Here is a 21,169-nt window from a genome sequence, read left to right as displayed (position 1 = left end):
CAGAACGACAGGCGGGCCCCGAGGGGCCCGCCTGTCGTTCTGCCCGTGGGCTAGGCCCGTGTCAGGCCCGCCACCAGTTCGTCCGCCGCGCTGTACGGGTCCAGCTCTCCCGCCACGATCCTCTCCGCGAGAGCGGCCAGGCGGCGGTCGCCGTGGAGGTCGCCGATGCGTTCGCGCAGGGCGGTGACCGCGATCGTCTCCACCTCGCGGGCGGCACGGGCCCGGCGCCGCTCCGCCAGGACGCCGCGCTCCTCCATCCACGCGCGGTGCTTCTCCAGGGCCTCCACGACCTCGTCGACGCCCTCGGCGCGGGCCGCCACCGTCTTGACGATGGGCGGGCGCCAGTCGCCGGGGCCGCGGGCCTCGCCGAGGCCCAGCATGTGGTTCAGCTCGCGGGCGGTGGCGTCCGCGCCGTCCCGGTCGGCCTTGTTGACGACGAAGACGTCGCCGATCTCCAGGATGCCGGCCTTGGCCGCCTGGATGCCGTCGCCCATGCCCGGGGCCAGCAGGACGACCGAGGTGTCCGCCTGGGAGGCGATCTCCACCTCCGACTGGCCCACGCCGACCGTCTCGACCAGGACCACGTCGCAGCCCGCCGCGTCCAGTACGCGGATCGCCTGCGGGGCGGCCCAGGCGAGGCCGCCCAGGTGGCCGCGGCTGGCCATGGAGCGGATGTAGACGCCCGGGTCGGAGGCGTGCTCCGACATGCGGACGCGGTCGCCGAGCAGGGCGCCGCCGGAGAAGGGCGAGGACGGGTCGACGGCCAGGACGCCGACCCGCTTGCCCTGCTTGCGGTACGCCGTCACCAGCGCCGAGGTGGACGTCGACTTGCCCACGCCCGGGGAGCCGGTGAGGCCGACGACGTAGGCGTTGCCGGTGAGCGGGGCGAGCGTCCGCATGACCTCCCGCAACTGCGGGGACGCCCCCTCCACCAAGGAGATCAGCCGGGCCACGGCCCTCGGCCGGCCTTCCCTGGCCTGGGCCACCAGAGAGGAGACGTCCTGCATCACAACTCCGTTCACTTGGTCCTCGTACGCCGTGCGCGTTCGAGGGGGTCGTACGAGGGGGCGGTCGAAGGGGGGCTTGCGCCCTCGGCGTCCGTTGCGCCTTCGGTGTCGGTGTCCGTTACCCCTTCGGTACCCGGACGATCAGCGCGTCACCCTGACCGCCGCCGCCGCACAGCGCGGCCGCGCCGACGCCGCCGCCGCGCCGCTTCAGCTCCAGGGCCAGGTGCAGGACGAGACGGGCGCCGGACATCCCGATCGGGTGACCCAGGGCGATGGCGCCGCCGTTCACGTTCACCTTTTCCGTGGACACGCCGAGGTCCTTCATTGACTGCACGGCGACCGCGGCGAACGCCTCGTTGATCTCGATGAGGTCGAGGTCGGAGACGTCCAGGCCCTCCTTCTTCAGGGCGTGCAGGATCGCGTTGGACGGCTGCGACTGCAGGGAGTTGTCCGGGCCGGCCACATTGCCGTGGGCGCCGATCTCGGCGATCCACTCCAGGCCCAGCTCCTGCGCCTTGGCCTTGCTCATCACGACCACGGCGGCGGCGCCGTCGGAGATCTGCGAGGAGGAGCCGGCCGTGATCGTGCCGTCCTTGGTGAAGGCCGGGCGCAGCTTGCCCAGCGACTCGGCGGTGGTGTCGCCGCGGATGCCCTCGTCCTTGCTGAACAGGACCGGGTCGCCCTTGCGCTGCGGGATCTCCACGGGGGTGATCTCGGCCTCGAAGACGCCGTTCTTCTGCGCGGCGGCGGCCCGCTGGTGGGAGAGGGCGGCGATCTCGTCCTGCTCGGCGCGCTCGATGCCCAGGCGGGTGTTGTGCTTCTCGGTCGACTCGCCCATGGCGATGTTCTCGAAGGAGTCGGTCAGGCCGTCGTGGGCCATGGCGTCGAGCAACTGCACGGCGCCGTACTTGTAGCCCTCGCGAGACTTGGGCAGCAGGTGGGGGGCGTTGGTCATGGACTCCTGGCCGCCGGCGACGATCACGTCGAATTCACCCGCACGGATCAGCTGGTCGGCCAGCGCGATGGCGTCCAGGCCGGACAGGCACACCTTGTTGACGGTGAGTGCCGGGACGTTCATCGGGATGCCTGCCTTGACCGCGGCCTGGCGTGCCGGGATCTGCCCCGCCCCGGCCTGCAGCACCTGGCCCATGATGACGTACTGCACCTGGTCGCCGCCGATCCCCGCACGGTCGAGGGCGGCCTTGATCGCGAAGCCGCCGAGGTCGGCTCCGGAGAAGGACTTGAGCGAGCCGAGCAGTCGTCCCATGGGCGTACGGGCGCCCGCGACGATCACCGAGTTGTTCGTTCCGGACGTTGCTGAGGTTCCAGAAGACATGAGCTGCGATCCCCTTCCGGCTGGACAGCCGAGGAGTGAACGAGGGTTTACTTCGAATGTACTGAGGGGTTGTCCGCCCCGTCATCCGGCGGCCGGTGTGATCGCGCGCACGTTGCGTAACCACCCGATGCGCGCTGCACTGAAACCATGCTGACGCGAATCGACCACATCGGGATCGCCTGCCACGACCTCGACGCCACCGTCGAGTTCTACCGGGCCACGTACGGCTTCGAGGTGTTCCACACCGAGGTCAACGAGGAGCAGGGCGTGCGCGAGGCCATGCTCAAGATCAACGAGACGTCCGACGGCGGGGCGTCCTACCTGCAGCTACTCGAGCCCACCCGCGAGGACTCCACCGTCGCCAAGTGGCTGGCGAAGAACGGCGAGGGCGTGCACCACATCGCCTTCGGTACGGCGGATGTCGACGCGGACGCCGCGGCCATCCGGGAGAAGGGCGTACGCGTTCTGTACGAGGAGCCGCGACGCGGCTCCATGGGGTCACGGATCACCTTCCTGCACCCCAAGGATTGTCACGGTGTGCTGACAGAACTGGTCACCTCCCGAACCCCCTGAGGGTTTGCCCCGAATGGCGGAAGAGTGCCCTCACGGCCGGGTACGCTCACTGCCGTGCGTGCGAGAGCCGAGCACGCGCGTCTCCTTGTCCTGATGGGCAACCGGGCAGGTTCCGTCCCGGCTGGTGCTGGGAGCGTCGGACTCGCCCGCTCGTCGAGCGAACGAGCTGCTTGAGCCAGGAATCCCCTTGCTTCAGCTGGGGGAGGGTCCAATTCGGCGCCGGTTGAGTCGACTGGGCACTGACTCACGTACAAAAGGGCCGGTAGGGTTGGGGGCGGCCGTCCCCGGAACGGGGATGGCCGCTTTCCGGGGTCCGGGTTTCGGGGGACGTGCGTCGGGGCGGCAGCCCGTGCTCCGCCGTTGATCTGACACCATTCCCCGGGGGCCCCGTTCGGCGGATGGACGGAGCTCGTTTGGACAGGCTTGCGACCAGGGGACGGATGGGACCGCGCAGTGCGGGGCTACGAACGCCAGGAGCGAGAGCCGGCGGCTGACGTCGACCACCTCTCTCGGTTCGAGGCCGAGATGGAGCGGCTGAAGACCGAGCGGGAAAAGGCGATCCAGCACGCCGATGACCTCGGCTACCAGGTCGAGGTGCTGCGCGCCAAGCTGCACGAGGCGCGCCGCACCCTCATGTCCCGGCCCGCCTACGACGGCGGTGACATCGGCTACCAGGCCGAGCAGTTGCTGCGCAACGCGCAGATGCAGGCCGACCAGATCCGCGCGGACGCCGAGCGCGAGCTGAGCCAGGCCCGGGCACAGACCCAGCGCATTCTCCAGGAGCACGCCGAGCAGGCCGCGCGGCTGCAGGCGGAGCTGCACCAGGAGGCGGTGACCCGCCGCCAGCAGCTCGACCAGGAGCTCGCCGAGCGCCGGCAGACCGTCGAGTCGCACGTCAACGAGAACGTGGCGTGGGCGGAGCAGCTGCGGGCCCGCACCGAGCAGCAGGCCCGCCGGCTGCTGGACGAGTCCCGCGCGGAGGCCGAGCAGGCGATGGCCGCGGCCCGCGCGGAGGCCGAGCGGCTGACCGCGGAGGCCCGGCAGCGGCTGCAGGGCGAGGCCGAGTCGGCCCGCGCGGAGGCCGAGCAGATCCTGCGCCGCGCCCGCACCGACGCCGAGCGGCTGCTGAACGCCGCCTCCACCCAGGCCCAGGAGGCCACCGACCACGCCGAGCAGCTGCGCAGCTCCACGGTGAACGAGTCGGACGCCGCCCGCCGCCAGGCCGCCGAGCTGAGCCGGGCCGCCGAGCAGCGCATGACCGAGGCCGAGGAGGCGCTGCGCAAGGCGCAGACCGAGGCGGAGAAGCTGGTCGTCGAGGCCAAGGAGGCCGCGGCGAGGGCGCTCTCCAGTGCCGAGTCGGCCAACGAGCAGCGCACACGTACGGCCAAGGAGCAGGTCGCCCGGCTGGTCGAGGAGGCCACCAAGGAGGCCGAGACCACCAAGTCCGAGGCCGAGCAGCTGGTCGCGGACGCCCGTGCCGAGGCGGAGAAGATCGTCGCGGAGGCCTCCGAGAAGGCCCGCACGATCACCGCCGAGGAGAGCGCCACCCAGCTGTCCAAGGCGGCGAAGACCGCCGAGGACGTGCTGAACAGGGCGTCGGAGGACGCCAGGAGGACCACCAAGGCGGCGGCCGAGGAGGCCGAGCGGATCCGCAAGGAGGCCGAGGCCGAGGCGGACCGGCTGCGCGCCGAGGCGCAGGGCATCGCCGAGCAGCTCAAGGGCGCCGCCAAGGACGACACCAAGGAGTACCGCGCCAAGACGGTCGAGCTGCAGGAGGAGGCCCGCCGGCTGCGCGGCGAGGCCGAGCAGCTGCGGGCCGACGCGGTGGCCGAGGGCGAGCGGATCCGCGCCGAGGCCCGGCGCGAGGCCGTGGTGCAGATCGAGGAGGCGGCCAAGTCCGCCGAGGAGCTGCTGGCCAAGGCGAAGGCCGACGCCGACGAGCTGCGCTCCACGGCGCAGGGCGACAGCGAGAAGGTCCGCACCGAGGCCATCGAACGGGCCACCACGCTGCGCCGACAGGCCGAGGAGACCCTGGAGCGCACCCGCAAGGAGGCCGAGCGGCACCGCGAGGAGGCCGCCGAGCAGGCCGAGTCGGTCAGGGCGGACGCCGAGCGGGCCGCGCGCGAGCTGCGCGAGGAGACCGAGCAGGCGGTGGCGGCCCGGCAGGCGGAGGCCACCGAGGACCTCACCCGGCTGCACACCGAGGCCGAGGAGCGCCTGGCCACCGCCGAGCAGGCGCTGACCGACGCACGCGAGGAAGCCTCCCGTATCCGCCGTGAGGCCTCGGAGGAGGCCGAGCGGCTGCGGGCCGAGGCCGCCGAGCGGATCCGTACGCTGCAGCAGCAGGCGGAGACGGAGGCCGATCGGCTGCGCACCGAGGCCGCCGCCGACGCGTCCGCCTCCCGCGCGGAGGGCGAAGCCGTCGCCGTACGGCTGCGGTCGGAGGCCGCGGCCGAGGCCGAGCGGCTCAAGGCGGAGGCCCAGGACACCGCGGACCGGGCCCGCGCGGAGGCGCAGGCCGCGGCCGAGCGGCTGGGCGCGGAGGCGTCCGAGACGCTGGCCGCCGCCCAGGAGGAGGCGGCCCGGCGCCGCCGCGAGGCCGAGGAGCTGCTCGGTGACGCGCGCGCCGAGGCCGACCAGGAGCGCGAGCGGGCCCGCGAGCAGAGCGAGGAGCTGCTGGCCTCCGCGCGCAAGCGCGTGGAGGAGGCGCAGGCCGAGGCCACCCGTCTGGTGGAGGAGGCCGACCGGCGCGCCACCGAGATGGTGTCCGCCGCCGAACTCCACGCCCAGCAGGTGCGGGACTCCGTGGCCGGGCTGCACGAGCAGGCGCAGGAGGAGATCGCCGGGCTGCGTTCGGCCGCCGAGCACGCGGCGGACCGTACCCGCCGGGAGGCCGAGGAGGAGGCGGACCGGGTCCGCGCCGACGCCTACGCCGAGCGGGAGCGGGCCAGTGAGGACGCGGGCCGGCTGCGGCGCGAGGCGCAGGAGGAGACCGAGGCCGCCAACGCTCTGGCCGAGCGCACGGTGTCCGAGGCGATCGCGGAGGCGGACCGGCTCCGCGCCGATGCCGCCGAGCACGCCCAGCGGGTGCGTACGGAGGCCTCCGACCTCGTCGCGCGCTCCGAGCAGGACGCCTCGCGCACCCGGGCGGAGGCCCGTGAGGACGCCAACCGCATCCGTTCGGAGGCGGCGACCCAGGCGGACACGCTCATCTCCGAGGCACGCTCGGAGGCGGAGCGGCTGCAGTCGGAGACGGTCGCGGAGGCGGACCGGGTCCGCACCGAGTCCGTCGCCACGGCGGAGCGGCTGATCTCGGACGCCACCGGGGACGCGGAGCGGCTGCGCGCCGAGGCCGCCGAGACGGTCGGCTCCGCGCAGGCGCACGCCGAGCGGGTCCGCAGGGAGGCCGAGCGGGTCGGGGCCGAGGCGGCGGCGGAGGCCGAGCGGCTGGTGTCCACGGCCCGCGCGGAGGCCGAGCGGACCCTGGACGAGGCCCGCAAGGACGCCAACAAGCGGCGTTCGGAGGCCGCCGAGCAGGTCGACACGCTCATCACGGAGACCACGGCCGAGGCCGACAAGCTGCTCACCGAGGCGCAGGCGAGCGCGGTCAAGACGACGGCGGAGGCGGAGTCCCAGGCCGACACGATGGTGGGCGCGGCCCGCAAGGAGGCCGACCGGATCCTGTCCGAGGCGCGGATCGAGGGCAACGCGGCGGTGGAGAAGGCCCGTACGGACGCGGACGAGCTGCTCGTCGGCGCCCGCCGGGACGCCACCCTGATCCGGGAGCGCGCGGAGGAGCTGCGCGAGCGTCTGACGAGCGAGATCGAGGAGCTGCACGAGCGGGCCCGCCGCGAGGCCGCCGAGACGATGAAGTCGGCGGGCGACCGCTGCGACGCGCTCATCAAGGCGGCCGAGGAGCAGCTGGCCAAGGCGCAGGCCAAGGCCAAGGAAATCGTGTCGGAGGCCAACTCCGAGGCGGGCAAGGTGCGTATCGCCGCGGTGAAGAAGGCCGAGGGGCTGCTGAAGGAGGCCGAGCAGAAGAAGGCGACGCTCGTGAAGGAGGCCGAGGAGCTGAAGGCCGAGGCGGTCCGCGAGGCGCGGCGCACGGTCGAGGAAGGCAAGCGCGAGCTGGAGGTCCTGGTGCGCCGGCGCGAGGACATCAACACCGAGATCTCCCGGGTCCAGGACGTCCTGGAGGCACTGGAGTCGTTCGAGGCTCCGTCGTCCGGAAAGGACGGCGGGGTCAAGGCGGGCGCGACGGTGGGGGCACCCCGGTCGGGCGGCAAGGCATCGGAGGGCTAGCCTTGGGGTCGGATTCCGGTCGTTCGGGGGGCTTTGGCCCGCTTCTTGGCAAGCCTTCCGGCGGTCAGCCACTCAAAAGAGGTGTCATTCTCCAGATCAAACACGTATCCGCTCGATGACACACCGCTTCGGCCCCTAGGATTCCACCTATCACCTCACCGGTCTCTTTCGACAGGAACCCCATGAGCGACACTTCCCCCTACGGCTTCGAGCTTGTGCGGCGTGGGTACGACCGCGCTCAGGTGGACGAACGTATCCTCAAGCTCGTCTCCGACCGTGACAGTGCCCTCGCCCGCATCACCGCCCTGGAGAAGCGCATCGAGGAGCTCCACCTCGAGACGCAGAACGCCCAGGCCCAGGTCAACGACGCGGAGCCGTCGTACGCGGGTCTCGGCGCGCGGGTCGAGAAGATCCTCCGCCTCGCCGAGGAGGAGGCCAAGGATCTGCGTGAGGAGGCCCGACGCGCGGCCGAGCAGCACCGCGAGCTGGCCGAGTCCGCGGCCCAGCAGGTCCGCAACGACGCCGAGTCCTACGCCTCGGAGCGCAAGGCCAAGGCCGAGGACGAGGGCGTCCGGATCGTCGAGAAGGCCCAGGGCGAGGCCTCCCAGCTGCGTGCCGAGGCGCAGAAGGACGCGCAGTCCAAGCGGGAGGAGGCGGAGGCCCTCTTCGAGGAGACCCGCGCCAAGGCCGCGCAGGCCGCCGCCGACTTCGAGACGAACCTCGCCAAGCGGCGTGAGCAGTCCGAGCGCGACCTGGCGTCCCGTCAGGCCAAGGCGGAGAAGCGGCTGGCGGAGATCGAGCACCGCGCCGAGCAGCTGCGCCTGGAGGCGGAGAAGTTGCGCACCGACGCCGAGCGCCGCGCCCGCCAGACGGTGGAGACGGCGCAGCGTCAGGCCGAGGACATCGTGGCCGACGCCAACGCCAAGGCGGACCGCATCCGTTCGGAGTCCGAGCGCGAGCTCGCCGCGCTGACCAACCGCCGCGACTCCATCAACGCCCAGCTGACGAACGTGCGCGAGATGCTGGCGACCCTCACCGGTGCCGCGGTGGCCGCCGCGGGCACGCCGGCCGAGGACGAGCCGGTCTCCCGTGGTGTTCCTGCCCAGCAGTCCCGGTAACAGCTGCATTACCGGGCCCGACAAGGGCTGATATGTCGCGAAGCTCTCCGCCTGAAGGACTGGCGGGGAGCTTCGCGGCTGTTCTAGCGTGGGCCGCATGATCGAGCTTGAGGGGCTGACCAAGCGTTACGGGGAGAAGCTGGCGGTCGACAACCTCACCTTCACCGTCCGGCCGGGCACCGTCACCGGCTTCCTGGGGCCCAACGGCGCCGGGAAGTCGACGACCATGCGGATGATCCTCGGCCTGGACCACCCCACCGCCGGGAACGTGCGCGTCGACGGCCGTCGTTACCAGGAACTCAAGGACCCGCTGACGTACATGGGCGCCCTGCTGGACGCCAAGGCCGTGCACGGCGGGCGCAGCGCCTACAACCACCTGCTGTGCCTGGCGCAGAGCAACGGCATCCCGGACCGCCGGGTGCACGAGGTCCTGGACACGGTCGGACTGACCCCGGTCGCCCGGAAGAAGGCGAAGGGCTTCTCGCTCGGCATGAGCCAGCGGCTCGGCATCGCCGCCGCGCTGCTCGGCGACCCTCGGATCCTGATGTTCGACGAGCCGGTCAACGGCCTCGACCCCGAGGGCATCCACTGGATCCGCGGTCTGATGAAGTCGCTCGCCGCCCAGGGCCGTACGGTGTTCGTCTCCTCGCACCTGATGAGCGAGATGGCGCTGACGGCGGATCACCTGGTGGTCATCGGCCAGGGCCGGCTGCTCGCGGACACGTCCATGGCCGACTTCATCGAGCGGAACTCCCGGTGCTACGTCCGGATTCGCACCCCGGAGCGTGAGCGGCTGCTCGACGTGCTGTCCACGGCCGGGATCACGGCCGTGGAGCAGGACGGCGGACTGCTGGAGGTGGAGGACGGCGAGGCGGAGCGCATCGGCGAGCTGGCCGCCCGGCACCGTGTTGTGCTGCACGAGTTGAGCAGTCGGCAGTCCTCGCTGGAGGAAGCGTTCATGCAGCTGACGGCCGGGTCGGTGGAGTACCACGCGCACACCGGGCAGGCCGAGCGGGCGGGGCAGGCCGGACAGACGGGGCAGGCGGGGCAGGCCGAGCCCGCCGCGGCGCCCGTCCAGCCCGCGGTCGCGGACATGAAGAAGGAGAGCTGAGCCATGACGACCCAGGTCATCAGGTCCGAGTGGACCAAGATCCGGTCGGTGGCGTCCACCGTGTGGACCCTGTCGCTGGCCGCGGTCGTCACCATCGCGCTCGGCATGCTGGTCTCGGCCCTGGCCAGGCAGCAGTTCGACAACATGGGGGAGCAGGACCGGCTTTCCTTCGACGCGACCTACATCAGCTTCGCCGGCATGGGGCTCGGCCAGCTGGCGATGATCGTGTTCGGTGTGCTGGTGGTGACCAACGAGTACAGCACCGGCATGATCCGCACCTCGCTGGCCGCCGTGCCGCGGCGCGGCTCCCTCCTGGCGAGCAAGGTCGCGGTGGCGACCGTGCTGGCGCTCGTGGTCGGCATGGTCACCAGCTTCGCGGCGTTCTTCCTCGGGCAGGCGCTGCTCGGCTCGCTGAGCACCTCGATCGGTGAGGAGGGCGTGCTGCGGGCGGTCATCGGCGGCGGCCTGTACATGGCGCTGATCGCGATGTTCTCCATGGGCATCGCCGTGATGCTGCGCTCGCCGATGCTGTCGCTGGGCATCCTGATGCCGTTCTTCTTCCTGATCTCCAACATCCTCGGCGCCGTCCAGGCGACGAAGAAGTTCGGCCGGTTCCTGCCCGACCAGGCCGGCAGCCACATCATGCAGGTGGTCACCCCGGTCGGCGACGACACGCCCTACGGCCCCTGGGGCGGTCTCGGGATCATGGCACTGTGGGTGATCGCGGCGCTCGCCGGCGGTTACCTGCTGCTGCGGAAGCGGGACGCCTGACGACCGGGAGCTTTTACTTTCTTTTGGGTGGAACCGTCAGCGCCCGGTTATCCTCCTAACCCTTACGGGGGGCGTGTGCCCCGCTGACCTGAACCTTTCGATGGGTGCGGAGCATGATCGAGGCAGTCGGCCTGACCAAACGCTACGGCGACAAGACCGCCGTGGACGACCTTTCCTTCCAGGTGCGACCGGGCGCCGTCACCGGCTTCCTGGGACCGAACGGTTCGGGCAAGTCGACGACCATGCGGATGATCCTGGGTCTGGACAACCCCACCAGGGGGACGGTGACGATCGGCGGCTATCCGTACCGCAGGCTGCCGAACGCGCCCCGTCAGGTCGGCGCCCTGCTGGACGCCAAGGCCGTGCACGGCGGCCGGAGCGCGCGCAACCACCTGCTGTGCCTGGCCCAGCTCTCCGGCATCCCGGCCCGCCGGGTGGACGAGGTGCTGGGCGTGGTGGGGCTGTACGAGGTGGCGAAGAAGCGGTCCAAGGGCTTCTCCCTCGGCATGGGCCAGCGGCTCGGCATCGCCGCCGCGCTGCTGGGCGACCCGCAGGTGCTGCTGTTCGACGAGCCGGTGAACGGTCTCGACCCCGAAGGCATCCTCTGGGTGCGCAATCTGATGAAGTCGCTGGCGGCGGAGGGGCGGACCGTGTTCGTCTCCAGTCACCTCATGAGCGAGATGGCGCTCACCGCCGACCACCTGATCGTCATCGGGCGCGGGCGGCTGCTCGCCGACATGAGCGTGAAGGACTTCATCGCCGCGAACTCCGCGGGCTTCGCCCGGGTCCGTACGCCCGACACCGAGCCGCAGCAGCGGGAGAAGCTGACGTCGGCGCTGACGGAGGCGGGCGGGCACGTGCTGCCCGAGCAGGACGGCGCGCTGCGGGTGACGGGGCTGCCGATGCACCGCATCAGCGACCTCGCGCACGAGGCGGACGTACGCCTGTGGGAACTGTCGCCGCACCAGGCCTCGCTGGAGGAGGCGTACATGCGGATGACCCAGGCGGCCGTCGACTACCGCTCGAGCACCGACCAGAAGGCCGGCCTGATGCGGCCCCTGCCACCCGGCGCCGTACCACCCGTACCGGTCCCCGGCCAGGGCCAGCCCGGTTGGTACGCCCCACCACCACCCCAGCAGGACGGCCGGCCGCCCGCACCGGACCCGTACGGCGCCCCGGGCACGGAACAGCCGGGCCCCCACGGCGCTCCGGGCGCGGGCGCCCCGAACCCGTACGCGCAGGACACGCCCCAGACCCCGCAGGCGCCCACCCGGTCCGGCACCGCACCGCAGGGCCCGGCGGCCACTCCGGCCGCCCCGCCGACCGCACCTGCCGCCCCGGCCGGCCAGACCGCCGCCGCACCGCAGGCCGCCCCCGCCTCCGACTCCGTCAAGCCCGAGGACGCCCGATGAGTACGCCGCAGACTCCGTTGCCGCAGGCCGTGCCGTCCGCCTGGGAGGACGGTTACACCTCGCCGATCCCCGTCGTGCGTACGCACCTGGGGCACGCCCTCGCCTCCGAGTGGACGAAGATCAGGTCGGTGCGGTCCACGATGTGGACGCTCGGTGTGTACGTGCTGCTCGTGCTCGGGATCGGGCTGCTGTTCGGGCTGATCATCGTCAACTCGTCCTCGGAGTACCAGGGCGGCGAGAACCCGCTGGCGCTGGGCTTCTTCGGGCTGCTGGTCGGCAGCGTCTGCATCATCACGCTCGGTGTGCTGACCACGGCCTCGGAGTACGGCACCGGCATGGTGCGCACCACGATGACCGCGTGCCCGAGCCGCACGCGGGTGCTCGCGGCGAAGGCCGTGGTGTTCTTCCTCGTCGCGTTCACGGTCACCCTGTTCTCCGCCGGGGTGGTCGCCCTCGCACAGACGGCCCTGCTCACCGGCAACGGTGCCCGGCAGCCGACCGGTGAGGAGTGGCTCAAAGGCACGGTCGGCGTCAGCCTCTACATGGCCCTGCTCGGCCTGCTCTCGCTGGTGATGGGCACGATCCTGCGACACTCGGCGGGTGCCATCACCATCATGATCGGTGCGGTGCTCGCCCCGCTGGTCATCGCGGCGTTCATGTACGCGCAGTCGCTGGAGAAGGTGCAGGAGGCCCTGTTCAACTACTCGATCCCCAGCCAGCTGGCCATCTTCTACGCCAACTCCGACGGCCCGCTCAGGGACTCCGGCCCGTCCGGCTGGGACCCGCTGTGGATCATCCTGGGCGTGACGGCCGCCGCGTTCGCCGGCGCCTGCGCGCTGCTGCAGCAGCGGGACGTCTGACCGCCCAGGGCCGGACAGGTCCGTCCAGGGCCGGGCAGAGCCGTCCCAGGGCCTAGAACCGCGGCGCGTTACGGGACCGCTGCACCCGCGTGGTGCGGCGGTCCTTCGCGTTCCAGCACGCCTTGTGCCAGTGCCGGCGGTCGTCCACGCCCGCGTGCTGCGGCCAGGCCACCACGTGCGGGACGCCGGAGGCGATCATCTGGTCGCAGCCCGGGCAGCGGTACGTCTTGCCCTGGGCGCTCGCGCCCGCGACCTGGCGCACGCTCCAGTCATCGCCCTGCCAGCTCTCGGTGGACTGCCAACCGCCGTAGCGGCCCGTGGAATCGTCCTCGGCGCTCCGTCCGGACGAGGCAGCGCCTCTTCCACCCTTGGGTCGGTTGCGACGCGGGGACACGGAACACCTCACGGAACTGTACGGAAAAATGAGCCTCCTCCAGACTACGCGCCACCGCCACGGGCAGACGTACGGAACCGACCCCCACAAGTCCCCTTCCCGCGCCACTCCTTGCACCGCCCGCACCCCCTCCCGCGGACAATCCGCAGACAATCCGCAAATCTCTCCGCCAGACCGTGACTTCGGCACGTGTCGCACGGTTATGCCCGGTGGGGAGCTCCGTGTCGGAGCCGAGGAAGCAGGAAAGAGCAATGCGCGTAGGAACTTTCGTGCTGGCGGCCCAGTTCCCTGGGCAGGGCCAGGGGGAGGCGCTGCACCGGGCGGTCCGCTCCGCCGAGGTCGCCGAGGAGGCCGGACTGGACGCGGTCTGGCTGGCCGAGCACCACTTCGTGCCGTACGGGACCTGCCCGTCGGCGATCACCCTGGCCGCGCTGCTGCTCGGCCGCACCCGCCGCCTGCGGGTGGGTACGGCGGTCAGCGTGCTGCCCACCGCCCACCCGGTCGCGCTCGGCGAGCAGGCCGCGCTGCTGCACGTGACGAGCGGCGGGCGGTTCTCGCTGGGGTTGGGGCGCGGCGGCCCCTGGGTGGACCTGGAGGTGTTCGGCACGGGGCTGGAGGCGTACGAGAAGGGATTCCCGGAGTCGCTGGACCTGCTGCTGCGCTGGCTGCGCGAGCCCTCGGTGTCGGCCTCGGGGGAACGATTCACCTTCCGTGAGGTCCCCGTCGTACCGCGCCCGTCGGAGGCGCTGACGGAGACGCCGGCGGAGGCGGAGGGCCCCGAGGTCGTCGTCGCCTGCACCTCCCCGGCGAGCGTCCGCCTGGCCGCCGAGCGCGGGCTGCCGATGCTGCTGGGCATGCACGTCGGGGACGAGGAGAAGGCCGAGATGGTCGCCCTGTGGCAGCGGTGCGCGCGGGCGGCGGGCCGGCCGGGCGAGGAGGTCCGGGGCGCCGCCCATGTCTCGGCGGGCGTCTGCCAGATCGCGGACCGGCGCACGGACGCGGTGGAGGCGCTGCTGAAGGCGATGCCGGGATGGCTGAAACAGGGCCTGGACGCCCATGTCACCGTGGACGGCCGGACCCGCCGGATGCGCGATCCGCTGGAGTACACCGAACTGCTCTGCGGTCTGCACCCGGTGGGCACCCCCCGGCTGTGTGCCGACCGGCTCGCTGCGACCTCCGAGCGGACCGGCGTCTCCCGCTTCGCCCTGCTCGTGGAGGGCTCGGGCGACCTGGCGGCGACGGAGGAGAACGTACGACGGTTGGGCACCGAGGTACTGCCCCACCTCCGTTGAGCGGGAGCGCCTCGCGGGTGGCTTGCCGCCCCTGTACTCCATGCACCTCCCACGGGCGGAGCGGCAAGCAAGCGACTCACGGCCTCAGCAGTCCCGCAGCTCCGGAGACTGGTTGAGCAGTTGGTTGCGCACCGAGGTGAACCGGGCGAGCGTCTCGTCGACCGAGGCGTCCAGCGGGAACACCGCCACCCGGTGGCAGTTCTGGAAGGCCAGCCGCACACCGAAGTGACGCTGCAGCGCACCGCGTATGGCGTCACTCGCGAGCGCACGCAGCAGCTGACCCCGTGCCTGCTCGTCCGGCGGGGGCGTCTGGTTGTCGGCGAACTGGCCGCCGTCCACCTTCAGCTGGGCCACCAGGGAGCTGATCATCTCCCATGCGTAGGGCAGGGAGGTCCGGACGCAGTCGACGAAGGCAGCTTCGTCGACCTCGCCTCGCTCGGCCTGTTCGAGTAGGGCCGGTGAGACGTCGAGCGACATGGGTTCTCCTCTCGCACCCCCGGAACAGCGGGGGTTGCCGGACAGGTAAGGGGGTTCGCGATACCGAACACGGTGAGTACACAGATCACGACCTCCCGTTGACTACGGTATGCACAAGAATGAAGGCTCACCAGGAGAATGCACGTACAGGCCGGTCGGGTTGGGCACACAATCGGCCATGAATGAACACGGGTTATCAAGGTAGAAAAGGGACGGTCCGCGGGGAGCGGGGCGGGCGGCGGGCAGACCTCTCCCGGGCCCTCTCCCGGGCGAATCGCGCGCACCGCCGTGCGTCGAGTAGCGTTGCCGACCATGCGCCTCGTCATTGCCCGATGCTCCGTCGACTACGTGGGCCGGCTCACCGCCCATCTGCCGTCAGCGCCCCGTCTGATCCTGGTCAAGGCGGACGGCAGCGTCTCGATCCACGCGGACGACCGCGCCTACAAGCCGCTGAACTGGATGTCGCCGCCGTGCACGCTGAAGGAGGGCACGGGCGAGGAGGCGGGCGTCTGGACGGTCGTCAACAAGGCGGGCGAGAAGCTCATCATCACGATGGAGGAGATCCTCCACGACTCCTCGCACGAACTCGGCGTGGATCCGGGGCTGATCAAGGACGGCGTGGAAGCGCACCTCCAGGAACTGCTCGCCGACCGCATCGAGACGCTCGGCGAGGGCTACACGCTGATCCGCCGTGAGTACATGACGGCCATCGGCCCGGTCGACATCCTGTGCCGGGACGCCGACGGGCGGACGGTCGCGGTCGAGATCAAGCGGCGCGGCGAGATCGACGGTGTGGAACAGCTCACCCGCTACCTGGAGCTGCTGAACCGCGACCCCCACCTCGCCCCGGTCCGCGGCGTCTTCGCCGCCCAGGAGATCAAGCCCCAGGCCCGGGTCCTCGCCACCGACCGCGGCATCGACTGCCAGGTCCTGGACTACGACGCGCTCCGCGGCGTCGAGGACGACAAGCTGCGGCTGTTCTGAACGCGGCTGTTCTGAACGGGAAACGCACGGGGGCCGGGTCCGCACGGACCCGGCCCCCGGCTGTTGCCGATCCGGCTCAGATCACGCCGTCCGGCCCGGCCGGGGAGCTTGCGGCCTCGCTCTCCGGGGCGCTCGCGGAGCTGCTGGAGGCGGCCGGGGCCTCGGCCGTGGTCGGAGTGGTGGAAGTCGGAGCGCCGGCCGCGTCCGATGTGCTCGGTGACGTGGTGTCGGTCGGCGTGTCGGGCGACGACGGTTCGTCCGTCGGTGTGCCGGGCGACGACGAGTCGTCCGTCGGCGCGCTCGTCGACGAAGAGGGCTTCGTGGTGGGCGGCCGGGGAGAAGCCGGCGTCGACCTGGACGAGGACGGCTTCGGCGACGTACCGCCGCCCGTCCCCTTCGAAGCGCCCGGGCCGGTCGAGGGCTGCCCCGCACCGGACGGCGGGGTCGGGTCGTCCGGGGTGCCGTAGGTGCCGTCCGGGCCCGGGCTGGTCGGGCGGCTGGTGGCTGTGCCGGTGTCGCCGATGTTGCTGTCGTCCTGGTCCGGGGTGTCGGCCTCCAGGGTGCCGTCGTCCGTGTCCTGGCCGGCGGACGGGTTGACGCCGACCTTGTCGGAGGGGGTGTTGGCGTCGTTGTGGGAGGTGGCGCCGAGCGTCACCACCGTGCCGAGGACGGCGGCGAGCAGCGCGCCCGCACCGGCCGCCACGAGGTTGCGCCGGGCCAGGCCCCTGATGCCGGCGCGGTGCTTGGCCGGGGTGCCCGGGCCCAGGACCGTGGTGGGGGTGCCGCTGGACGGCTGGAGTGCCGGGAAGGGCGCGGGGGCTCCGCCCGGCGCGGACGCCGGCTTCTCGGTGCGGGCGCCCGGCGTCTCCTCCCCCGCCATCGCCCCGGGGCCCGCCACGAACGCGTCGCCCGGTGCCGTACCGGAGCGGTCGGCGACCAGGGCGAGGGCGCGGCGCCCGGCGACGGTGCCGCGCTTGTCGGAGAGCGCGCCGCGCAGCCCGATGGCGGTCTCCAGTTCGGCGCGGGCCCGGTCCAGCCGGCCGCCGCAGAGCGCGAGGATGCCCAACTCGTGGTGGAAGTAGGCCTGTTCCCCTACGTCTCCGGCGAGCCGGGAGGCCTCGGCACCGAACCGCAGCGCCCGCTCCCAGGCGTTCCAGTCGAGCCCCGCGGCGAACGCGGGCGAGGCCGTGCGGGCGAGCTGTACGGCGGGGCTCCCCTCGACCTCGTCGACCGGCGTGGTCTGCGGCACCAGCACCGCCAGCGCGGCGAGCACGGCGTCCGCCTCGGCGCACACCCTCTCGGGCGTGACCGAGGGGTGCCCGGCCCACCAGGCGTAGTGCTGGGCGGCGGTGAGGGCCCGGTCCGCGGCGTCCTCGCCGTAGCCGGCGGCCTCCAGCTGGGTCAGCACCCCGGCGGCGAGCCGGTAGCGGGAGCCGACCGGGGAGACCAGGCCGCAGCGCGCCAGCTCGCCGAGCGCGGCGTCGGCGTGGGTGTCGCCGGCCAGCGCGGGCAGGTGCGACTGGTGGGGCACCTCGCCGCCGAGCGCGACGGCGAACCGCAGGGTGTCACGCGCGGCCGCGCTCAGCCGGGACGCGAGCAGCGGCGCGGGCGCGGCGGCCTCCCCCAGCGACGGCAGGGGTACGTCGTCGCCGGCGCCCCCGTCGAGGGGGGCGTCCGCGGGCGGCGCGTCCTCGAAGACACCGAACTCGTCGACGGCGCCGGCACTGGCCCGCAGTCGGTCGTGCTGGCTCAGCAGGGCCCCGGCCTGGACGAAGCGCAGGGGCAGGCCCTCGGACTCGAACCAGAGGTCGCCGGCCCAGTTGGACTCCGCCTCGGTGAGCACCCGGCCGACGCCGCGCTCGATGAGCTCCACGCCGCCGGCCCGGTCCAGCCCGCTGAGGACGACCTCCTCGACGTCGGACTCGGCGGACGGCGCGGGCACGTCCGGGGTGGCGCCGACCAGGAAGGCGCACTCGGGGGTGGCCTCCAGCAACTCGTCCAGCGCGCTGCCGCCGAACTCGATGTCGTCCACGACGACGACCGCGCCGATCTCGCGGACGCAGGCGCGCAGTTCGTCCTCGTCGGGCCGGTGGCCGGGCGCGCTGTGGACGGCGTGGAAGAGGTCGCGCAGCAGGTCGCTCGCGCTGCGGCGGAAGCCGGTGAGGCGGACGACGCCGTCGGGGGCGAGGTCCGAGCAGTCGTCGGCGACGAGGTCGAGCAGGCTGGTGCGGCCGGAGCCGCCCGGCCCGGTCAGGCGTACGGAGCGGCCGCGGGCGAGCAGCCGTACCAGCTGCTCGCGCTCGTCCTGACGCTCCAGGAGCGGCTGCGTGGAGGGGTCCTGGCCCGGCGGGAGGGGCGGCTCGGCCGCGGCTTCGATCTCGGCGCGCTCGGCCTCGTCGTACTTCCGCGGCCGCTCGGGGCGCTCTCCGGGCGGGCAGGCCTCGATCTCGCTGCCGTCGACGGGGTTGACGGTGAGCAGGAAGTCGCCCGTGACGAGCTGCACCGTGCGGGCCAGTGCGGGCGCGTGCGGCGTGAAGTCGGGTGCGAGGGATTCCCTGGGCGGGCGCTGACGCGGCGCGTGGCCGTCGCCGTCATGGCCCATGTCCTCGGGTTCCCGGATGTTCGGGTCCATAGGTTCCAAGCCCCCCAAAAGCGTCGTGTGCCGACCGTGGCCGGCCCCTCCCGGCCTTGCCGCTCACCGCGCTGTCGCTTCTGGTCCGGTCCCGCTCGAGGGTTTCTGGGCAGCGGGCGACCGAACCCTAAACCTTCGCACAGTATCTACGACACCCCGGGGTACCGGGCCGTCCGAGACATCACAGTCTCGTGAGGATTGCGCGCGACGTACGGTTCGCCGACCTGCGTCCGGGTCTCCCGCGTGGCCCGCTTCACACCTGTACGGGACGGAAGCCCGGAGCGGTCCAGGGTCCGGCGGTCTAGACGCGGGGCAGGGACTCGAGGCCGATGCCGCCCTCGATGGCGAGGATGCGGTGCAGCCGGGTGGCCACCAGCAGGCGCTGCATCTGCGGCGGTACGCCGCGCAGCACCAATCGCCGGCCGCAGCGGCCGGCCCGCCGGTGGGCACCCATGATCACACCGAGTCCGGTGGCGTCCCAGGAGTCGAGCTCGGACAGGTCGAGCACCAGGTCTCCGGCGCCGCCGTCGACGGCCGAGTGCAGGACCGTACGGGCGTCCGCCGCGCTGCGGACGTCGAGGCGGCCCCCGACGACCAGCTCGGCGTGGTCGCCCCTGATGTACATATGTGCTCCCCGTGAGTGCGGTGGCGTACTCCGTTGACAGTGGCTGTGCAACCTCTGACTGTTTCTGCGGCAGTGTGGTTGCTGGCTGTAAGCGAACCGATACCAAATTCACCCTGAAGGGTGATCCCAGTGACCCCGGCGCGGTGTCAGTGCTTGTAGAAGCCCTGCCCGCTCTTGCGTCCGATGTCACCGGCGTCAACCATCCGGCGCATCAGCTCCGGCGGGGCGAACTTCTCGTCCTGGGTCTCGGTGTAGATGTTGCTGGTGGCGTGCAGCAGGATGTCGACGCCGGTGAGGTCGGCGGTGGCGAGCGGGCCCATGGCGTGCCCGAAGCCCAGCCTGCAGGCGAGGTCGATGTCCTCGGCGGTGGCGACACCCGACTCGTACAGCTTGGTCGCCTCCACCACGAGGGCGGAGATCAGACGGGTGGTCACGAAACCGGCCACGTCCCGGTTGACGACGATGCAGGTCTTGCCGACCGACTCGGCGAACTCGCGGGCCCTGGCGAGCGTCTGGTCGCTCGTCTTGTAGCCGCGGACCAGTTCGACGAGCTGCATCATCGGCACCGGCGAGAAGAAGTGCACGCCGACGACCCGCTCGGGACGCTCCGTCACGGCCGCGATCTTGGTGATCGGGATGGCGGAGGTGTTGGAAGCGAGCACGGTGTCCTCGCGGACGAGCTTGTCGAGCGTACGGAAGATCTCGTGCTTGACCTCGAGCTTCTCGAAGACGGCTTCGACCACTACGTCCGCGTCGGCGGCCGCGTCCAGGTCGGTGGTGGCGGTGATCCGGGCGAGGGCGGCGTCGGCGTCGTGCGCCTCCATCCTGCCCTTGCCGACGAACTTGTCGTACGAGGCTTTGATGCCGTCGGTGCCACGCCTCAGCGCCTCGTCGGTGACGTCCCGCAGGACGACGTCCCAGCCCGCCTGCGCGGAGACCTGGGCGATGCCGGCCCCCATGAGACCGGCCCCGATGACGGCGAGCTTCCGTGCCACTGACGACTCCCCTGGGAAACGACCGCGCGAGCGCTTACTCGCGGTTGACGAATGACTCCAGGGCGGACACTAGCGCTCACGCGGGCCCGTGTGACCGGTAAGTAACGCGCGTCACGTCTCAAATGACGGACGTCACACCGGCGAGGGTCACCGGGCCCCTCGGACGGCGTAGCGACCCAGGAACGCGGCCCAGGCCGCCGGCGCGACCGTGACGTGCGGTCCGGCGGGGATCTTGGAGTCACGGAGGTGGACGGCGGCGGGGTGGGCGGCTACTTCGAGGCAGGCACCACCTTCGTCACCGCTGTAGCTGGACTTGCGCCAGTTGTAGGCGGCTTCGAGGCAAGCGCCACCTTCGCTGCCGCTGTAGCTGGACTTGAACCACTCAAGTGCCCTGCTGCTCATGCCTCTCCCAGAAGACGGTCCAACAGATCCCTTGTGTCCTCGGTGTTGAGGGCCTGCGTCCGCAGCATCGCATACTTCTGGGTCAGGATCCCTACCTCGTCGGGATTGGCGATCAGCTGACTGCCACGCTGAGTCTCGGTATAGGCGAGCCGCTGATGCTCGGGAGTCTCCAGCAGGATGAACGGGCCATTGAGTCCGGCGTGGGAAGTGCGCCCCAACGGCAAGACCTGGAGCGCGAGCCCGGGCAGGTCGGCGTACTCACGCAGGTGCCGCAACTGCTCGACGTACACCTTCCTTCCACCCAGACGATCTCGCAGTGCCGCCTCCCAGACCACGAAGCTCGCAGTTGGCGGCACCTTGCGGTGCAGGATCTCGCGCCGCTCGATGCGCGCCGCCACCAACTTCTCAATCTTGTCCTCGTCGTAAACCGGCACCCGGCTGCGGAAGACAGCCCGCGCGTACGCCTCGGTCTGCAGCAGGCCGGGAACGAGCAGGCTCTCGTACCACGAGATCGCGATCGCCTCCCGCTCCCGGTCCAGATACTCCTCCGCCCACAGCGGTACGAGATCCACCTCCGGCATGTACTTCAGGGCCTCGCTCAACACGCCCTTGGTGTCGAGGAGTTCGTCGAGCAGCTCGGCGAGGTCCGGTTTCAGGGGGCGTCGGCCCTGCTCGATGGAGGCGATCTGCTGCTCGCTGACGACGAACCGCTCGGCCAGCGACCGCTGGGTGTACCCGGAGGCCTCGCGGAAGATGGCGAGCAGTGCGCCCACCATCCTCATCGCCGAGGCGTTCTTGCGTGCCCTTGACCGTGTCGTGGTGCTCATGCGGCCGAACTCCCCATCAACGTGCGTACGTTCACTGTCGCGTATGCGTAC

Annotated in this window: 18 protein-coding genes; 9 read left to right on the top strand and 9 right to left on the bottom strand. The window is 71.7% G+C overall.

Annotated elements, in window-relative coordinates:
• Positions 1-50: 50 nt before the first annotated feature.
• Together meaB and DEP02_RS27160 are read right to left on the bottom strand one after the other, a co-directional pair.
• The gene (gene meaB / locus DEP02_RS27165) at positions 51-1,007 is read right to left on the bottom strand and encodes a methylmalonyl Co-A mutase-associated GTPase MeaB (RefSeq protein WP_112470322.1); all 957 of its coding nucleotides are present in this window, start codon (positions 1,005-1,007) and stop codon (positions 51-53) included.
• Between the two features lie 118 nt (positions 1,008-1,125).
• Positions 1,126-2,343: an acetyl-CoA C-acetyltransferase gene (locus DEP02_RS27160; protein ID WP_112470321.1), complete on the bottom strand. Its 1,218-nt coding sequence runs from the start codon at positions 2,341-2,343 to the stop codon at positions 1,126-1,128.
• A gap of 147 nt (positions 2,344-2,490) precedes the next feature.
• On the opposite strand from DEP02_RS27160, the gene mce reads away from it, so the two are divergent.
• The 7 genes from mce to DEP02_RS27125 all read left to right on the top strand — a co-directional run bounded on the left by mce (position 2,491) and on the right by DEP02_RS27125 (position 12,490).
• Positions 2,491-2,916: a methylmalonyl-CoA epimerase gene (mce, locus tag DEP02_RS27155; RefSeq protein ID WP_112470320.1), complete on the top strand. Its 426-nt coding sequence runs from the start codon at positions 2,491-2,493 to the stop codon at positions 2,914-2,916.
• Positions 2,917-3,369: 453 nt separating this feature from the next.
• Complete coding sequence (scy, locus tag DEP02_RS27150; protein ID WP_112470319.1) at positions 3,370-7,218, top strand: polarized growth protein Scy; 3,849 nt, start codon at positions 3,370-3,372, stop codon at positions 7,216-7,218.
• A gap of 182 nt (positions 7,219-7,400) precedes the next feature.
• Complete coding sequence (locus tag DEP02_RS27145) at positions 7,401-8,336, top strand: coiled-coil domain-containing protein (protein ID WP_112470318.1); 936 nt, start codon at positions 7,401-7,403, stop codon at positions 8,334-8,336.
• Between the two features lie 97 nt (positions 8,337-8,433).
• On the top strand, positions 8,434-9,447 hold the full coding sequence (locus DEP02_RS27140) for an ABC transporter ATP-binding protein (RefSeq protein ID WP_112470324.1): 1,014 nt from the start codon (positions 8,434-8,436) through the stop codon (positions 9,445-9,447).
• A gap of 3 nt (positions 9,448-9,450) precedes the next feature.
• On the top strand, positions 9,451-10,218 hold the full coding sequence (locus DEP02_RS27135; RefSeq protein WP_112470317.1) for an ABC transporter permease: 768 nt from the start codon (positions 9,451-9,453) through the stop codon (positions 10,216-10,218).
• Positions 10,219-10,331: 113 nt separating this feature from the next.
• Entirely contained in the window at positions 10,332-11,630 is a 1,299-nt protein-coding gene (locus DEP02_RS27130; RefSeq protein WP_112470316.1) for an ABC transporter ATP-binding protein, read from the top strand.
• On the top strand, positions 11,627-12,490 hold the full coding sequence (locus DEP02_RS27125) for a DUF2705 family protein (RefSeq protein WP_112470315.1): 864 nt from the start codon (positions 11,627-11,629) through the stop codon (positions 12,488-12,490). Before DEP02_RS27130 ends, DEP02_RS27125 begins: the two co-directional genes overlap by 4 nt.
• A 52-nt stretch (positions 12,491-12,542) precedes the next feature.
• Here DEP02_RS27125 and DEP02_RS27120 read toward each other — a convergent pair whose 3' ends face one another.
• Entirely contained in the window at positions 12,543-12,884 is a 342-nt protein-coding gene (locus tag DEP02_RS27120) for an Rv1322 family protein (protein WP_112470314.1), read from the bottom strand.
• Between the two features lie 251 nt (positions 12,885-13,135).
• On the opposite strand from DEP02_RS27120, the gene DEP02_RS27115 reads away from it, so the two are divergent.
• Complete coding sequence (locus tag DEP02_RS27115; RefSeq protein ID WP_112470313.1) at positions 13,136-14,176, top strand: LLM class flavin-dependent oxidoreductase; 1,041 nt, start codon at positions 13,136-13,138, stop codon at positions 14,174-14,176.
• A gap of 84 nt (positions 14,177-14,260) precedes the next feature.
• On the opposite strand, the gene DEP02_RS27110 is transcribed toward DEP02_RS27115, so the two are convergent.
• On the bottom strand, positions 14,261-14,653 hold the full coding sequence (locus tag DEP02_RS27110; RefSeq protein ID WP_111006621.1) for an SCO5389 family protein: 393 nt from the start codon (positions 14,651-14,653) through the stop codon (positions 14,261-14,263).
• Positions 14,654-14,965: 312 nt separating this feature from the next.
• Here DEP02_RS27110 and nucS point away from each other — a divergent pair, with 312 nt between their 5' ends.
• Positions 14,966-15,637 (top strand): endonuclease NucS, encoded by a 672-nt coding sequence (gene nucS / locus DEP02_RS27105; protein ID WP_198668609.1) that lies wholly within the window; start codon positions 14,966-14,968, stop codon positions 15,635-15,637.
• A gap of 76 nt (positions 15,638-15,713) precedes the next feature.
• Here nucS and DEP02_RS27100 read toward each other — a convergent pair whose 3' ends face one another.
• The 5 genes from DEP02_RS27100 to DEP02_RS27080 form a co-directional block, all read right to left on the bottom strand.
• On the bottom strand, positions 15,714-18,269 hold the full coding sequence (locus DEP02_RS27100; protein WP_112470311.1) for an ATP-binding protein: 2,556 nt from the start codon (positions 18,267-18,269) through the stop codon (positions 15,714-15,716).
• Positions 18,270-18,570: 301 nt separating this feature from the next.
• Positions 18,571-18,894, bottom strand: coding sequence for an STAS domain-containing protein (locus DEP02_RS27095; protein ID WP_112470310.1), 324 nt, complete (start codon positions 18,892-18,894; stop codon positions 18,571-18,573).
• Positions 18,895-19,040: 146 nt separating this feature from the next.
• The gene (locus DEP02_RS27090) at positions 19,041-19,889 is read right to left on the bottom strand and encodes a 3-hydroxyacyl-CoA dehydrogenase family protein (protein ID WP_112470309.1); all 849 of its coding nucleotides are present in this window, start codon (positions 19,887-19,889) and stop codon (positions 19,041-19,043) included.
• Positions 19,890-20,036: 147 nt separating this feature from the next.
• Positions 20,037-20,291 carry a DUF397 domain-containing protein gene (locus tag DEP02_RS27085; protein WP_112470308.1) on the bottom strand — a complete coding sequence of 85 codons (255 nt, stop codon included), beginning with the start codon at positions 20,289-20,291 and terminating at the stop codon, positions 20,037-20,039.
• Complete coding sequence (locus DEP02_RS27080) at positions 20,288-21,118, bottom strand: helix-turn-helix domain-containing protein (RefSeq protein ID WP_112470307.1); 831 nt, start codon at positions 21,116-21,118, stop codon at positions 20,288-20,290. The genes DEP02_RS27085 and DEP02_RS27080 overlap by 4 nt, the downstream gene beginning before the upstream one ends.
• Between the last annotated feature and the right edge of the window lie 51 nt (positions 21,119-21,169).

The organism is Streptomyces triticisoli (genome assembly GCF_003270085.1).
In the GTDB taxonomy this organism is placed as follows: Bacteria; Actinomycetota; Actinomycetes; order Streptomycetales; family Streptomycetaceae; genus Streptomyces; species Streptomyces triticisoli.
The sequence above is the reverse complement of the archived record's forward strand: the minus strand, read 5'-3'. Positions and strand labels throughout refer to the sequence as shown.

Excerpts from the sequence above, each read along its gene's own strand:
- DEP02_RS27135 (WP_112470317.1), top strand. The coding sequence starts at position 9,451 with ATGACGACCCAGGTCATCAGGTCCGAGTGGACCAAGATCCGGTCGGTG.
- DEP02_RS27145 (WP_112470318.1), top strand. The coding sequence starts at position 7,401 with ATGAGCGACACTTCCCCCTACGGCTTCGAGCTTGTGCGGCGTGGGTAC.
- DEP02_RS27080 (WP_112470307.1), bottom strand. The coding sequence starts at position 21,118 with ATGAGCACCACGACACGGTCAAGGGCACGCAAGAACGCCTCGGCGATG.
- DEP02_RS27095 (WP_112470310.1), bottom strand. The coding sequence starts at position 18,894 with ATGTACATCAGGGGCGACCACGCCGAGCTGGTCGTCGGGGGCCGCCTC.
- DEP02_RS27085 (WP_112470308.1), bottom strand. The coding sequence starts at position 20,291 with ATGAGCAGCAGGGCACTTGAGTGGTTCAAGTCCAGCTACAGCGGCAGC.
- DEP02_RS27100 (WP_112470311.1), bottom strand. The coding sequence starts at position 18,269 with ATGGACCCGAACATCCGGGAACCCGAGGACATGGGCCATGACGGCGAC.
- DEP02_RS27160 (WP_112470321.1), bottom strand. The coding sequence starts at position 2,343 with ATGTCTTCTGGAACCTCAGCAACGTCCGGAACGAACAACTCGGTGATC.
- DEP02_RS27140 (WP_112470324.1), top strand. The coding sequence starts at position 8,434 with ATGATCGAGCTTGAGGGGCTGACCAAGCGTTACGGGGAGAAGCTGGCG.
- DEP02_RS27110 (WP_111006621.1), bottom strand. The coding sequence starts at position 14,653 with ATGTCGCTCGACGTCTCACCGGCCCTACTCGAACAGGCCGAGCGAGGC.
- meaB (WP_112470322.1), bottom strand. The coding sequence starts at position 1,007 with ATGCAGGACGTCTCCTCTCTGGTGGCCCAGGCCAGGGAAGGCCGGCCG.
- DEP02_RS27130 (WP_112470316.1), top strand. The coding sequence starts at position 10,332 with ATGATCGAGGCAGTCGGCCTGACCAAACGCTACGGCGACAAGACCGCC.
- DEP02_RS27115 (WP_112470313.1), top strand. The coding sequence starts at position 13,136 with ATGCGCGTAGGAACTTTCGTGCTGGCGGCCCAGTTCCCTGGGCAGGGC.
- DEP02_RS27125 (WP_112470315.1), top strand. The coding sequence starts at position 11,627 with ATGAGTACGCCGCAGACTCCGTTGCCGCAGGCCGTGCCGTCCGCCTGG.
- mce (WP_112470320.1), top strand. The coding sequence starts at position 2,491 with ATGCTGACGCGAATCGACCACATCGGGATCGCCTGCCACGACCTCGAC.
- nucS (WP_198668609.1), top strand. The coding sequence starts at position 14,966 with ATGCGCCTCGTCATTGCCCGATGCTCCGTCGACTACGTGGGCCGGCTC.